The organism is Mycobacterium paraintracellulare (genome assembly GCF_000276825.1).
GTDB classification, from domain to species: domain Bacteria; phylum Actinomycetota; class Actinomycetes; order Mycobacteriales; family Mycobacteriaceae; genus Mycobacterium; species Mycobacterium intracellulare.
This window is the reverse complement of record NC_016948.1, coordinates 2,228,290-2,241,774: the sequence shown is the minus strand read 5'-3', so window position 1 is coordinate 2,241,774 and position 13,485 is coordinate 2,228,290. Positions and strand designations below refer to the sequence as shown.

At 69.3% G+C, this 13,485-nt stretch carries 12 protein-coding genes; 7 read left to right on the top strand and 5 right to left on the bottom strand.

What is annotated here, in order from left to right; all coding sequences use genetic code 11:
- The first annotated feature begins 120 nt into the window (after positions 1 to 120).
- Genes sucB through OCQ_RS10495 form a run of 5 tightly spaced genes read left to right on the top strand, consistent with a single transcriptional unit; the run spans position 121 to position 5,309 of the window.
- Positions 121 to 1,914, top strand: coding sequence for a 2-oxoglutarate dehydrogenase, E2 component, dihydrolipoamide succinyltransferase (gene sucB / locus OCQ_RS10515; protein WP_008256027.1), 1,794 nt, complete (start codon positions 121 to 123; stop codon positions 1,912 to 1,914).
- Positions 1,915 to 1,922: 8 nt separating this feature from the next.
- Positions 1,923 to 2,840, top strand: coding sequence for a TIGR01777 family oxidoreductase (locus OCQ_RS10510; protein ID WP_014384547.1), 918 nt, complete (start codon positions 1,923 to 1,925; stop codon positions 2,838 to 2,840).
- A 48-nt stretch (positions 2,841 to 2,888) separates the two neighbouring features.
- A complete protein-coding gene (gene lipB, locus OCQ_RS10505) occupies positions 2,889 to 3,590 on the top strand; it encodes a lipoyl(octanoyl) transferase LipB (RefSeq protein ID WP_008256025.1) in 702 nt (233 codons plus the stop codon).
- On the top strand, positions 3,587 to 4,528 hold the full coding sequence (gene lipA / locus OCQ_RS10500) for a lipoyl synthase (protein ID WP_008256024.1): 942 nt from the start codon (positions 3,587 to 3,589) through the stop codon (positions 4,526 to 4,528). The genes lipB and lipA overlap by 4 nt, the downstream gene beginning before the upstream one ends.
- A gap of 28 nt (positions 4,529 to 4,556) precedes the next feature.
- The gene (locus tag OCQ_RS10495) at positions 4,557 to 5,309 is read left to right on the top strand and encodes a DUF4191 domain-containing protein (RefSeq protein ID WP_008256022.1); all 753 of its coding nucleotides are present in this window, start codon (positions 4,557 to 4,559) and stop codon (positions 5,307 to 5,309) included.
- Between the two features lie 23 nt (positions 5,310 to 5,332).
- Here OCQ_RS10495 and OCQ_RS10490 read toward each other — a convergent pair whose 3' ends face one another.
- Positions 5,333 to 5,755 carry an RDD family protein gene (locus tag OCQ_RS10490; protein ID WP_008256021.1) on the bottom strand — a complete coding sequence of 141 codons (423 nt, stop codon included), beginning with the start codon at positions 5,753 to 5,755 and terminating at the stop codon, positions 5,333 to 5,335.
- A gap of 244 nt (positions 5,756 to 5,999) precedes the next feature.
- Here OCQ_RS10490 and glnA point away from each other — a divergent pair, with 244 nt between their 5' ends.
- Positions 6,000 to 7,436 (top strand): type I glutamate--ammonia ligase, encoded by a 1,437-nt coding sequence (glnA, locus tag OCQ_RS10485; protein ID WP_008256020.1) that lies wholly within the window; start codon positions 6,000 to 6,002, stop codon positions 7,434 to 7,436.
- A 128-nt stretch (positions 7,437 to 7,564) separates the two neighbouring features.
- On the opposite strand, the gene OCQ_RS10480 is transcribed toward glnA, so the two are convergent.
- Entirely contained in the window at positions 7,565 to 8,197 is a 633-nt protein-coding gene (locus tag OCQ_RS10480; RefSeq protein WP_009954921.1) for an NAD(P)-dependent oxidoreductase, read from the bottom strand.
- A 338-nt stretch (positions 8,198 to 8,535) separates the two neighbouring features.
- Here OCQ_RS10480 and OCQ_RS10475 point away from each other — a divergent pair, with 338 nt between their 5' ends.
- Complete coding sequence (locus OCQ_RS10475) at positions 8,536 to 8,979, top strand: MarR family winged helix-turn-helix transcriptional regulator (protein ID WP_008255975.1); 444 nt, start codon at positions 8,536 to 8,538, stop codon at positions 8,977 to 8,979.
- Between the two features lie 23 nt (positions 8,980 to 9,002).
- Here OCQ_RS10475 and OCQ_RS10470 read toward each other — a convergent pair whose 3' ends face one another.
- Genes OCQ_RS10470 through OCQ_RS10460 form a run of 3 tightly spaced genes read right to left on the bottom strand, consistent with a single transcriptional unit; the run spans position 9,003 to position 13,485 of the window.
- A complete protein-coding gene (locus tag OCQ_RS10470; RefSeq protein WP_014384546.1) occupies positions 9,003 to 9,863 on the bottom strand; it encodes a TIGR03619 family F420-dependent LLM class oxidoreductase in 861 nt (286 codons plus the stop codon).
- Complete coding sequence (locus OCQ_RS10465; RefSeq protein WP_008255971.1) at positions 9,860 to 10,504, bottom strand: PaaI family thioesterase; 645 nt, start codon at positions 10,502 to 10,504, stop codon at positions 9,860 to 9,862. Before OCQ_RS10465 ends, OCQ_RS10470 begins: the two co-directional genes overlap by 4 nt.
- Positions 10,501 to 13,485, bottom strand: a complete 2,985-nt coding sequence (locus tag OCQ_RS10460) for a bifunctional [glutamine synthetase] adenylyltransferase/[glutamine synthetase]-adenylyl-L-tyrosine phosphorylase (protein ID WP_014384545.1) — start codon at positions 13,483 to 13,485, stop codon at positions 10,501 to 10,503. The genes OCQ_RS10465 and OCQ_RS10460 overlap by 4 nt, the downstream gene beginning before the upstream one ends.

Genomic DNA, 13,485 nt, shown 5'->3' with positions numbered 1-13,485 from the left:
TGCCCTGGCTGCGTGCCGGCGCGGCCGCAGTGACAGGATAGTTTTGGATTGCTACTTCGCCTTCCACAAGCGAGCTGCACGACCCGCCCCGACCCACGAGCGATCGAGGAGTCAGAAAAGATGGCCTTCTCCGTCCAGATGCCGGCACTCGGTGAGAGCGTCACCGAGGGGACGGTCACCCGCTGGCTCAAGCAGGAAGGCGACACGGTCGAACTCGACGAGCCGCTCGTCGAGGTGTCGACCGACAAGGTCGACACCGAAATCCCGTCGCCGGCCGCGGGTGTGCTGACCAAGATCGTCGCCCAGGAAGACGACACCGTCGAGGTCGGCGGCGAGCTGGCCGTGATCGGCGACGAGGACGGCGGATCCCAGGCGCCGAGCCAGCAAGAGCCGCAGGCGCAGTCGGCGCCCCCCGCCCAGCCCGAGGCGCAACCCGAGCCCGAGCCGCAGCCCCAGGCCCAGCCCGAGCCGCAGCCGGCCCAGCAGAGCTCCGGCGGCGGCGACGCCACCCCGGTGCTGATGCCCGAACTGGGTGAGTCGGTGACCGAGGGCACCGTGACCCGCTGGCTCAAGAAGGTCGGCGATTCGGTCCAGGTCGACGACGCGCTTGTCGAGGTGTCCACCGACAAGGTGGACACCGAGATCCCGTCGCCGGTGGCCGGTGTGCTGATCAGCATCACCGCCGAGGAAGACGCCACCGTGCCCGTCGGCGGCGAGCTGGCCCGCATCGGCAGCGGTTCCGAGGCCGCCGCCCCCGCCGCGCCGCAGCCGCCGCCCGCGCCCAAGGCCGAACCCAAGCCGGAACCCGCGCCACAACCGCAACCACAACCACAGCCCCAGCCCCAGGCGCAGCCGAAGCCCGAACCGACGCCGGCCCCCGCACCGCAACCGAAGGCGGCACCCGAGCCGAAAGCCCAACCCGCACAGGCCCAGCCGGCGGACGCGAGCGGCGACGGCACCCCCTACGTGACGCCGCTGGTGCGAAAACTGGCCGCCGAGAACAACATCGACCTCAGTTCGGTCACCGGCACCGGAGTGGGCGGCCGCATCCGCAAGCAAGACGTGCTGGCGGCCGCCGAGCGCAAGCAGCAGGCCGACAAGGCGCCCGCCGCCGCTGCTGCTCCCACCCCCGCTGCCGGCGAGGCCCGCAAGGCCGCTCCCGCGCCCACCCCGGCGCCGGCGCTGGCGCACCTGCGCGGCACCACCCAGAAGGCCAGCCGGATCCGTCAGATCACCGCCAACAAGACGCGCGAATCCCTGCAGGCCACAGCCCAACTCACCCAGACCCACGAGGTCGACATGACCAGGCTGGTCGGGTTGCGGGCCAGGGCCAAGGCGGCGTTCGCCGAACGCGAAGGCGTCAACCTGACCTTCCTGCCGTTCATCGCCCGCGCGGTGATCGACGCCCTCAAGATCCACCCGAACGTGAACGCGAGCTACAACGAGGAAACCAAGGAGATCACCTACTTCGACGCCGAGCACCTCGGCTTCGCGGTCGACACCGAACAGGGTCTGCTCTCCCCCGTCGTGCACAACGCCGGCGACCTGTCGCTGGCCGGGCTGGCCAGGGCGATCGCCGACATCGCCGCGCGCGCCCGCTCGGGCAACCTGAAACCCGACGAGCTCTCGGGCGGCACGTTCACGATCACCAACATCGGCAGCCAGGGGGCGCTGTTCGACACCCCGATCCTGGTCCCGCCGCAGGCCGCGATGCTGGGCACCGGCGCCATCGTCAAACGCCCCCGGGTGATCGTCGACGAATTCGGCAACGAATCGATCGGTGTCCGATCGATCTGCTACCTGCCGCTGACCTATGACCACCGGCTGATCGACGGCGCGGATGCCGGGCGGTTCCTGACCACCATCAAGCACCGGCTCGAAGAGGGAGCGTTCGAGGCCGACCTCGGGCTCTGAGCGCGAACGTGGCTGGTCAAAAGTTCGTCGTCGCGGTCGCAGGGTCGTCCGGCCTGATCGGCTCCGCCCTCACCGCGGCCCTGCGGGCCGCCGACCACCGCGTGCTGCGCATCGTACGTCGCGCGCCGAGCAACGCCGACGAGGTGCACTGGAACCCCGAGAGCGGCGACCTCGACCCCGACACGCTGGGCGACGTCGACGCCGTCGTCAACCTGTGCGGCGTCAACATCGGCAAGCGCCGCTGGTCGGGCGCCTTCAAGCAGAGCCTGCGCGACAGCCGCATCGCCCCCACCGAAGTCCTGGCGCACGCGGTCGCCGACGCCGGGGTGGCGACCCTGGTCAACGCCAGCGCGGTGGGTTTCTACGGAAACACCAAGGACCGCGTGGTCGACGAAAACGACCGTGCCGGAAGCGGTTTCCTGGCCCGGCTGTGCGAGGACTGGGAGACCGCCACGCTGCCGGCCCAATACGGCGGCGCCCGCGTGGTGCTGGCCCGCACCGGGCTGGTGTTCTCCCCCGCCGGTGGCGCGCTGGGGCGGTTGCGGCCGCTGTTCCGCACGGGCCTCGGGGCCCGGCTGGGCAGTGGTCGGCAGTACATGTCGTGGATCACGCTGGAGGACGAAGTGCGCGCGCTGCTGTTCGCGATATCGAACACCGCGCTGTCGGGGCCGGTGAACATGACCGGGCCCGCGCCGGTCACCAACGCCGAGTTCACCACCGCGTTCGGGCGGGCGGTCAACCGTCCGACGCCGTTGATGCTGCCCGGGTTCGCGGTGCGGGCCGCGCTCGGGGAGTTCGCCGACGAAGGCCTGCTGACGGGCCAGCGGGCCATCCCGTCGGCGCTCGAGCGCGCCGGTTTTCTGTTCCACCACAACACGATTGGTGAGGCGCTCGGCTACGCCACCGCCCGGCGAGACCACGACTAGCGGCACGTGCGTCGCCCTCGCGCGGGCGGGCCGAGTACCGTCGCGAAGGTGATCGATTCCATCCGGTCCAGCCGGTCCCTGATCGACGTCCGCCAGCTCGGAACCGTCGACTACCGCGTGGCCTGGCAGCAGCAGCGCGACCTGGCCGACGCCCGCGCCGCGGGCGGCGCCGACACCCTGCTGTTGCTCGAGCACCCGGCGGTCTACACCGCGGGACGGCGCACCGAGCCGCACGAACGACCGGCCGACGGCACCCCCGTCGTCGACACCGATCGCGGCGGCAAGATCACCTGGCACGGTCCCGGTCAGCTGGTCGGGTATCCGATCATCGGCCTGATCGAACCGCTCGACGTGGTCAACTACGTGCGGCGGCTGGAGGAAGCGCTGATCAAGGTGTGCGCCGACCTGGGCCTGGACACGGTCCGCGTCCCGGGCCGGTCCGGGGTGTGGGTGCCGGGCACCGACGGCCGGCCCGACCGCAAGGTCGCGGCGATCGGCGTGCGGGTGTCGCGCGCCACCACCCTGCACGGGTTCGCGCTCAACTGCGACTGCGACCTGGGCGCCTTCAACGCCATCGTGCCGTGCGGCATCAGCGACGCCGGGGTGACGTCGTTGTCGGCCGAACTGCGCCGCCCGGTGACCGTCGACGACATCCGCACGAGCGTCGCCGACGCCGTCTGCGACGCCCTGGACGGGGTGCTGCCGGTGCGCGAGCACGACAGCGCCGCGCGCGTAGCATCAGCGATGTGACTGTCGCACCCGAGGGACGCAAACTGCTGCGCCTGGAGGTGCGCAACGCCGAAACCCCGATCGAGCGCAAACCGCCGTGGATCAGGGTGCGGGCCAAGATGGGCCCGGAATACACCGAGCTCAAGAGCCTGGTCCGGCGCGAGGGCCTGCACACGGTCTGCGAAGAGGCCGGGTGTCCCAACATCTTCGAATGCTGGGAGGACCGCGAGGCGACCTTCCTGATCGGCGGTGACCAGTGCACCCGTCGCTGCGACTTCTGCCAGATCGACACCGGCAAGCCAGCCGAGCTGGACCGCGACGAGCCCCGGCGGGTGGCCGACAGCGTGCGCACGATGGGGCTGCGCTACGCCACGGTCACCGGCGTGGCCCGCGACGACCTGCCCGACGGCGGCGCGTGGCTCTACGCCGAGACGGTGCGCGCCATCAAGGAACTCAACCCGTCGACCGGCGTCGAGCTGTTGATCCCCGACTTCAACGGCGAGCCCGCCCGCCTGGCCGAGGTGTTCGAGTCGCGCCCGGAAGTGTTGGCGCACAACGTCGAAACCGTGCCGCGGATCTTCAAGCGCATCCGGCCGGCCTTCACCTACCAGCGCAGCCTGGACGTGCTCACCGCGGCGCGTGACGCCGGGCTGGTCACCAAGAGCAACCTCATCCTCGGCCTCGGCGAGACCCCCGACGAGGTGCGCACCGCCCTGGCCGACCTGCGTCACGCCGGCTGCGACATCATCACCATCACCCAGTACCTGCGGCCCTCGGCGCGGCATCACCCCGTCGAGCGGTGGGTGAAGCCGGAGGAATTCGTCGAGTTCGCGCAGCACGCCGAGCAGCTGGGGTTCTCCGGGGTGCTGTCGGGGCCGCTGGTGCGCTCGTCGTATCGCGCGGGGCGGCTGTATCAGCAAGCGGCCGCCGCCCGCGCCTCGGACGCCGCGGCACGGTGACCGTCGGGGCGCTACGTATTCTTTGACTATGGCTAAATCCCGCACTGCCGCTGAGAACAAGGCCGCCCGAGCGCAGGCGCAGGCCGCCCGCAAGGCCGCCGCGCGGGAGCGCCGCACCCAGTTGTGGCAGGCGTTCAACCTGCAACGCCAGGAGGACAAGCGCCTGCTGCCGTACATGATCGGCGCCTTCGTGCTGATCGTGGGCGTCTCGGTGGGCGTCGGGCTCTGGGCCGGCGGGCTGACGATGATCACCTTGATCCCGCTCGGCGTGGTGCTGGGCGCGCTGGTCGCGTTCATCGTCTTCGGGCGCCGCGCCCAGAAGTCCGTCTACCGCAAGGCCGAAGGCCAAACCGGGGCGGCCGCATGGGCATTGGACAACCTGCGCGGCAAGTGGCGGGTGACCCCCGGCGTGGCCGCGACCGGCCACTTGGACGCCGTGCACCGCGTCATCGGCCGTCCCGGCGTGATCCTGGTCGGCGAGGGCTCGGCGACCCGGGTGCGCCCACTGCTGGCGCAGGAGAAGAAGCGCACCGCCCGCCTGATCGGGGACGTGCCGATCTACGACATCATCGTCGGCAACGGCGAGGACGAGGTGCCCCTGGCCAAGCTGGAGCGCCATCTCACCCGGTTGCCGGCCAACATCACCGTCAAGCAGATGGACACGCTGGAGTCCCGGTTGGCCGCGCTGGGGACGCGGGCCGGGGCCGCCGTCATGCCCAAGGGTCCGCTGCCCAACGCCGGCAAGATGCGCGGCGTGCAGCGCACGGTGCGCCGCAAGTAATCGCAGCGGGTCGAACTCGGCGCTCAGCGCCTCACCACGGCCGTCGCGGTCAGCCGATCCTGCAGCCCGCGACCGTCCCAGTCGGTGAACAGCGCCGGGACCACGGTGCCGACGAGGAGGCCGCGCACCACCGCGCGGCCCGTGCCGACCAGCCCGCGCCCGTCCACCGTCACCACCTGCAGACCCAGCGCCAGCTGGCCGGGCGTGAAGCCGAACAGTCGCACCGAGACCACGCCCAGCACGAACCAGACGACCAGCTCGGCGGTCGCCAGCGCCCCTTCGGGTAACCACCCGAGCCGCATGGCCAGCGCCGCCAGCCCCAACGCGATGAGCCAGTCGATGGTCAGCGCGCCCAGCCGTCGTCCCATCCGCGCCAGCGAGCCCGGCCCGCTCTCAGGCAATCCCAGCTTTTCACCGGGGTAGGCGGATCGCGATTCCGGCATCATCGCCGCGGACCGGGGTCCGAATAAACCGACGGCCGGGTCCGGAACGGTGGGCGGACGGTGCGCTCTGCCACCAGAAAAGATACGATCTTGCGATCCATGGCCCCACAATAGAACCCGCCGCCAAAGCGGCCACTTTTTGCGTGTGGCATGGTCACGTAACGTGCGCGCAACATCGGGTTGACTGACGGGCAACATCTGCTCCCTAGCGTCAGGCCGCGGATCTCACCAAGTAAAGGAGCACTCTGTGACGGAAAAGACGCCCGACGACGTCTTCAAACTCGCGAAGGACGAAAACGTCGAGTTTGTCGACGTGCGGTTCTGTGATTTGCCCGGCATCATGCAGCACTTCACCATTCCGATTTCGTTTTTCGACGAGAGCGTTTTTGAGGACGGCTTGGCATTCGACGGCTCGTCCATTCGCGGATTCCAGTCCATTCACGAATCGGACATGTTGCTCCTGCCCGACCCCGCGACGGCGCAGATCGACCTGTTCCGCGAAGCCAAGACCCTGAACCTGAACTTCTTCGTGCACGACCCCTTCACCCTCGAGCCGTACTCGCGCGACCCCCGCAACATCGCCCGTAAGGCCGAGAACTACCTGATCAGCACCGGCGTTGCCGACACCGCGTACTTCGGCGCCGAGGCCGAGTTCTACATCTTCGACTCGGTGAGCTTCGATTCGCGCACCAACGGCTCGTTCTACGAGATCGACGCGATCTCGGGTTGGTGGAACACCGGCTCGCCCAACGAGCTCGACGGCAGCCCCAACCGCGGCTACAAGGTCCGCCCCAAGGGCGGCTACTTCCCCGTCGCCCCCGTCGACCACTACGTCGACCTGCGCGACAAGATGCTGTCCAACCTGATCACCGCCGGCTTCAGCCTGGAAAAGGGTCACCACGAGGTGGGCACCGGCGGCCAGGCCGAGATCAACTACAAGTTCAACACGCTGCTGCACGCGGCCGACGACATGATGCTCTACAAGTACATCGTCAAGAACACGGCCTGGCAGCACGGCAAGACCGTCACGTTCATGCCCAAGCCGCTGTTCGGTGACAACGGCTCCGGCATGCACACCCACCAGTCGCTGTGGAAGGACGGCAGCCCGCTGATGTACGACGAGACCGGTTACGCCGGCCTGTCGGACACCGCCCGCCACTACATCGGCGGCCTACTGCACCACGCCCCGTCGCTGCTGGCGTTCACCAACCCCACCGTGAACTCGTACAAGCGTCTGGTTCCCGGCTACGAGGCCCCGATCAACCTGGTCTACAGCCAGCGCAACCGCTCGGCCTGTGTCCGGATCCCGATCACCGGCACCAACCCGAAGGCCAAGCGCCTCGAGTTCCGTTGCCCCGACTCCTCGGGCAACCCGTACCTGGCGTTCTCGGCCATGCTGATGGCCGGCCTGGACGGCATCAAGAACAAGATCGAGCCGCAGGCCCCGGTCGACAAGGACCTCTACGAGCTGCCGCCCGAAGAGGCCGCCAACATCCCGCAGGCGCCCACGCAGCTGTCCGCGGTGATCGACCGGCTGGAAGAAGACCACGAATACCTCACCGAGGGCGGCGTTTTCACGCCCGACCTCATCGAGACGTGGATCAACTTCAAGCGCGAGAACGAGATCCTGCCGGTCCAGATCCGGCCGCACCCCTACGAATTCGCGCTGTACTACGACGTTTAAGGACGCTTGGCGAAACCACCCGCGCGGTTCGGTTGCCGCGCGGGTGGTTTCGTTTCGGCCGCCGCGACTGCATCCGCGGCGAGTTCCGCCGCCGAAACTGCCCCTTGGGCAGTTGCCGCTGCGGCGACCTATTTGGCGTCGGTGACGACGACGACCTGACGGATGAACGTGTCCTCTAAGGCGGAGTGGAGGAGAAAGTCGGCGACGTTTCCGCGAGAGGTCGAGGGGAGCATCGGCAACGTCGTGACGTCATCGAGCGCCCTCGCGGTGTAACGGCCGCCGACCCCGTCGTTCAACGCCCCGGGGTATTCGAGGGTCCATTTCAGCCCGCTAGCTTTCAAGAGCACTTCGGACGCAGCTTTGTCTTCGTACTTCTTGCGCAGCGCCGTGCGAAATATCAGGCCGGCGAGAAACGATGCCTTGGCCAGGGAGTCGCCGACTCCGAATGCGGACACGATCACAAACCGGTCAACACCCGATGTTTTGGCGGACGCGATGACGGCGCGGACAGTGTCCGTGATCAGCGTCGGGGTTTGGCGGACGTTTTTGACTCCGAGTGCGCTGATGACCGCGTCGTGCCCTCGGGCTGCTGTTGCGATGACGGCGGCGTCGGTGACGTCGCCGCCGACGACGTGGGCGCGCGGGTCAACGGTGGCGTCGGCCCGCCGAACGAGGGCGGTGACCTGGTGACCCTGGTCGAGGGCCTTCGTGACGAAGAGACGGCCGGTGCGGCCGGTTGCTCCAAGGACAAGAAACTTCACAATATTTCGCTTTCTCTAGAACGGATGAAACGGATGAAAGGGCGGGATGGTGAGCGGGGCCCGCCTCGCGGTAGCCACCCCTCCATCGCCGGGGTATATCGTCAGGACCGTTGACTACTATCGTCCATGCTTTCGGCTAATGTCAAGAATTCATAACAGATTAGGACCAAGCCGACGTCTATGGTGGTCAATGATATTTACTACTCTGATGGTCGGAGGCCATGCCCGCAACAGCGGCAGGTAGCAAGTCACCCAGGTGATGCGCCGCCGAGCGCAGTAGCGGTGGACGTAGGGTGTGAATTTCGTTGGACCACGTGGGCGATGGAGCCGAGGGCGGCATGAACGACGAGCAGCGGATTGATCTAGGGGTGTCGTTGTTCATCCCGTACCGGTACACCGAAGACCGGATTTTCCGGGCGCTCCAGGATGCCGGATTCGACGACTGGACCCTTGCCCAGTGCCGCGTGTTCCAGCGCATCGCCCCGGACGGTTCGCGCCTCACAGACCTCGCTGAACAGGCGCAAATGAGCAAGCAGAGCGCGGGCGTCCTGGTCGATCAACTCGAACGCTTGGGCTATGTCCGCCGGGTCCCCGACCCCGCGGATGGCCGCGCCCGATTGATCGTCATCGAGCAACGTGGCCGGCGCGCGGTCGCGGTAGCCACGGCAACTCTCGACGAGATCCACTCGGAGTGGAAGGCCTACCTGGGTACCCGCAACTTCACACTGCTGCAGCAGATCTTGGATCAGCTCCGCGAGATCACCGACCCCTACGCACGGTAAACCCGCCGCAAAGCAGGTGTCTCCTACCCGTCGAGTGACAGGTCCTTCCGGAAGCGCTGCATGCCGTCGATCTTGTCGTCGAGGGTGGCGTCGGGCCCGGCGTAGAACATCCACGGCATCGTGATGATCCCGGTGATGCCGCCGGCCTCCGCGCGCCGATAGTCGGCGGTGGTGAACGCGTCGGCCAGCGGGGTCAACACAGTGAAATCGTCCATGGACAAACCGTTTTGGGCCCGCATCTCCCGCAGCCGGCCGATGGCATCGAGCGCCCGCTGGGTGTTGATCAGATCCCCGATCCAGCCGTCGTTGCGGGCGGCGCGGCGCAGCGCGATCTCGCTGAGTCCCCCGACGTACACCGGGATCGGCGGCGGGGTGGGCTGCATCTCGAGGCGCGGCGCGGTATAGAACTCACCCTCGAACTCCGTCCAGCCCGGCGACCACAGCGCCCGCATCAGCTCGATCATTTCGTCGGTGCGTTTGCCACGGGCCTCGAATCGCTCACCCATCAACGCGAATTCCTCGCGGCACCAGCCCACGCCGATGCCCAGCTCCACCCGGCCCGACGCCAAAACCGCCGCGGTGCCAATGGCTTTCGCCGCCGAATACGGGTTGCGCATCGCGGGAATGTAGACGGTGTTGACGAAGCGCAACCGCGTGGTGACCTGGGCGAGCGCGCCGACGAGCACCCACGGGTCGGGCCAGTCGGTGAAGGGCTGCCAGCGCCGCTCCCCATCCTTGGTGTACGGGTACGGCGTGTCCAGCGTCTCGAGGTTGACGACGTGGTCGGGAATGCCGATCCCGTCGTAGCCGAGTTCGTCGGCGGCCTTGGCCAGCTCGATGATTTCGCGGGTGTTCAAAAAGGCGCTGCTGATGTAGAACTTCACTGCTCCTCCGCCGCCCACGCCGGCTCGATGAAGACGCCGTCGGCCTCGACGGTGACGCCATTGGAATCCGAAATGGTGCCGCGCGCAAAGACTTTGCGGCCCTCCTTGCCGTCGACCCACGCCTCACAACGAAGCGGGCCCAGCGGCGTGCCGCGCAGATACTTCACGGTGATGGTCCCGGTGAACCGCGCCTTGGACAGGCCCTCGCTGGCCGCCTCGCCGAGCATGTGGTCGAGCACCAGGGCGCTGACGCCCCCGTGCACCAGCTTGGGCGGGCCCTCGTAGGCCGAGCCGAGGACGAACTCGCTCCAGCAGCGCCCGTCGCCCTCGTGGTGCACGACGATCGGCGGGGCGATGGGGTTGCACACGCCGATCGCGGCGTTGCCCAACGGCAGCGGGCGGCCGTCGACGCGGTAGCTCACCCCGATCGGGCGGGTGCGTTCCCGCAGCGATGCGGTGACGGCCTCGATCGCGCGCCGGGCCTCGGCGACGACGTCGTCGTCGGCCTCGGTGCGGATGGTCGCGTCGACGAGCTCGCGGACCGCATCGGCCAACGGTGCATACAGCGCGGTCACGCGATCGGCTTCCGTCGCGCTGAGCACCTCGAATATGGCGTCCAACGCGCCGGCCTCCTGACTCAACTTCCAAACACCTTGCGCACGACGGCCTTTGCGCGTCGCGTCACCCGTAAATAGTTGTCCAAGAATTCGCCGCCCTCGTCGGTCGGCCAGCCCGCGGCCACGGCGACCGCGTTCAGCTGGCGTCCGTGGCCCGGCAGCTGGTCGGTGGGCTTACCCCGGACCAGCACCAGCGCGTTGCGGGCCCGGGTGGCCGTCAGCCAGGCCTGCCGCAGCAGCTCCACCTCGTCGGCGGGCACCAGGTCGGCCTCGGCGATCGCGTCCAGGCACGCCAGCGTCGACGTGGTGTGCAGCGCGGGGATCTCGTGGGCGTGCCGCAGCTGCAGCAGCTGCACGGTCCATTCGATGTCGGCCAGTCCCCCGCGGCCCAGCTTGGTATGCGTGTTCGGGTCGGCGCCGCGCGGCAGCCGCTCGGCGTCGACGCGGGCCTTGATGCGGCGGATCTCGCGCATCGCCTCCGACGACATCCCGTCGGGTGGATAGCGCGTCTTGTCGGCCATCAGCAGGAACCGCTGCCCCAGCTCCGCGTCGCCGGCGACCGCGTGCGCGCGCAGCAGCGCCTGAACCTCCCACGGCTGCGCCCACTGCCCGTAGTAGGCGGCGTAGGAGGCCAGGGTGCGCACCAGCGGACCGTTGCGGCCCTCGGGCCGCAGGTTGGCGTCGACCTCCAGCGGTGGGTCGACGCTGGGCGTTCCCAGCAGCGTCCGGACCTGCTCGGCGACCGTCGTCGCCCAGCGCACGGCGACGGAATCCTCGACGCCAGAAGCCGGTTCGCACACGAACATCACGTCGGCGTCCGAGCCGTAGCCCAGTTCGGCGCCGCCCAGCCGGCCCATGCCGATGACGGCGATGGCCGCCGGCGCCTTACCGTCCGCGGGAAGGTTGGTCCGGATCATCGCGTCCAGCGCGGCCTGCAGCACGGCCACCCACACCGAGGTCAGCGCCTTGCACACGTCGACGACCTCGAGCATGCCGAGCAGGTCGGCCGACGCCACCCGGGCCAGCTCGCGGCGCCGCAGGGTGCGCGCCCCGGCGATCGCCCGCACCGGGTCGGAATAGCGGGCGGCCGAGGCCACCAGCGCGCGGGCCACCGCGGCGGGCTCGGTCTCCAGCAGGTGCGGGCCGCTCGGCCCGTCGCCGTAGTCCTGGATGACCCGGGGCGCGCGCATCAACAGGTCCGGCACGTACGCCGAGGTCCCCAGCACGTGCATGAGCCGGCGGGCGACGGCGGGCTTGTCGCGCAGGGTGGCCAGATACCAGCTTTCCCCGGACAGCGCCTCGGACAGCCGCCGGTAGGCCAGCAACCCGCCGTCGGGGTCGGGCGTGTACGACATCCAGTTCAGCAGCCTGGGCAGCAGCACCGACTGCACCCGGCCGCGCCGCCCGCTCAGGTTGACCAGCGCCGACATGTGCTTCAAAGCGGACTGCGGGCCCTCGTAGCCCAGGGCGGCCAGCTGACGCTCGGCGGCCTCGGAGGTCATGCCGTGCGCGATCTCCAGCCCGGCCGGGCCGATCGATTCCAGCAGCGGTTGGTAGAAGAGCTTCGCGTGCAGCTGCGACACCCGCAGGTTCTGGTGCCGCAGCTCCTCGCGCAGCACCCCGGCCGCGTCGTGGCGGCCGTCGGGCCGGACGTGGGCGGCCCGCGCCAGCCAGCGCACCGCCTCCTCGTCGTCGGGCTCGGGCAGCAGGTGGGTGCGCTTGAGCCGCTGCAGCTGCAGCCGGTGCTCGAGCAGGCGGAGGAACTCGTAGGAGGCGGTGAGGTTCGCGGCGTCCTCGCGCCCGATGTAGCCGCCCTGGCCGAGCGCGGTCAGCGCGTCCACCGTCGACGCCACGTGCAGCGACTCGTCGCTGCGCCCGTGCACCAACTGCAGGAGCTGCACGGCGAATTCGACGTCGCGCAGCCCGCCGCTGCCGAGCTTGATCTCGCGGCCGCGGACCTCGGCGGGCACCAGCTGCTCGACCCGCCGCCGCATCGCCTGCACCTCGACCACGAAGTCCTCACGCTCGCAGGCGACCCAGACCATCGGCATCAGCGCGTCCAGGTAGCGCTGTCCGAGCTCCGCGTCGCCCACCGCCGCGCGCGCCTTCAGCAGCGCCTGGAACTCCCAGGTTTTCGCCCACCGCTGGTAGTAGGCGATGTGCGACTCGACGGTGCGCACCAGCTCGCCGCTGCGGCCCTCCGGCCGCAAGCCGGCGTCGACCTGAAAGAACGCCTCGGAGGCCAGCCGCATCATCTCGCTGGCCACCCGGGTGGTGAGGGTGTCGGCGTGCTCGGCGACGAAGATGACGTCGACGTCGCTGACGTAGTTCAGTTCGCGGGCACCGCATTTGCCCATCGCGATGACCGCCAGCCGCGGCGGCGTCTTGTCGCCGCACACGGTGCTCTCGGCCACCCGCAACGCGGCGGCCAGCGCGGCGTCGGCCAGGTCCGACAGGTGCGCGGCCACCACGGTGAACGGCACCACCGGCTCGTCCTCGACGGTGGCAGCCAGGTCCAGCGCGGCCAGCACCAGCAGCTGATCGCGATACAGGGTGCGCAGGCGCACCATCGCCGAACCGGGGTCGGCCAGCGCCTCCTCGACGCACTCGGTGAACTTCGTGCGCAGCTGGTCGTGGGTGGGCAGGGTGACGTTGCCGCGCAAGAGTTTCCAGGACTGCGGCTGGGCGATCAGGTGATCCCCGAGGGCCAGCGACGCGCCGAGCACACCGAACAGGCGCCCGCGCAGGGGGCGCTCGGTGAGCAGGGCGGCGTTGAGCTCGTCCCACCCGGTGTCCGGGTTCTCGGCCAGCCGCACCAGGGCGAGCAGGGCGGCGTCGGGGTCCGCGGCGCGCGACAGCGACCACAGCAGGTCGACGTGGGCCTGGTCGTCGTGGTCGTGCCAGCCCAGTTGCGCTATGCGTTCGGCCGCTTGCGGATCGACCAACCCGAGCCGGCCCACGCTGGGCAGCCGGGGGCGCTGCGTCGCGGGTTTGGTCACGACCAC

What these genes read in the sequence shown, in the direction of transcription:
- sucB (WP_008256027.1), top strand. Translation starts at nt 121, where the DNA reads ATGGCCTTCTCCGTCCAGATGCCGGCACTCGGTGAGAGCGTCACCGAG.
- OCQ_RS10490 (WP_008256021.1), bottom strand. Translation starts at nt 5,755, where the DNA reads ATGATGCCGGAATCGCGATCCGCCTACCCCGGTGAAAAGCTGGGATTG.
- OCQ_RS10475 (WP_008255975.1), top strand. Translation starts at nt 8,536, where the DNA reads ATGAACGACGAGCAGCGGATTGATCTAGGGGTGTCGTTGTTCATCCCG.
- OCQ_RS10495 (WP_008256022.1), top strand. Translation starts at nt 4,557, where the DNA reads ATGGCTAAATCCCGCACTGCCGCTGAGAACAAGGCCGCCCGAGCGCAG.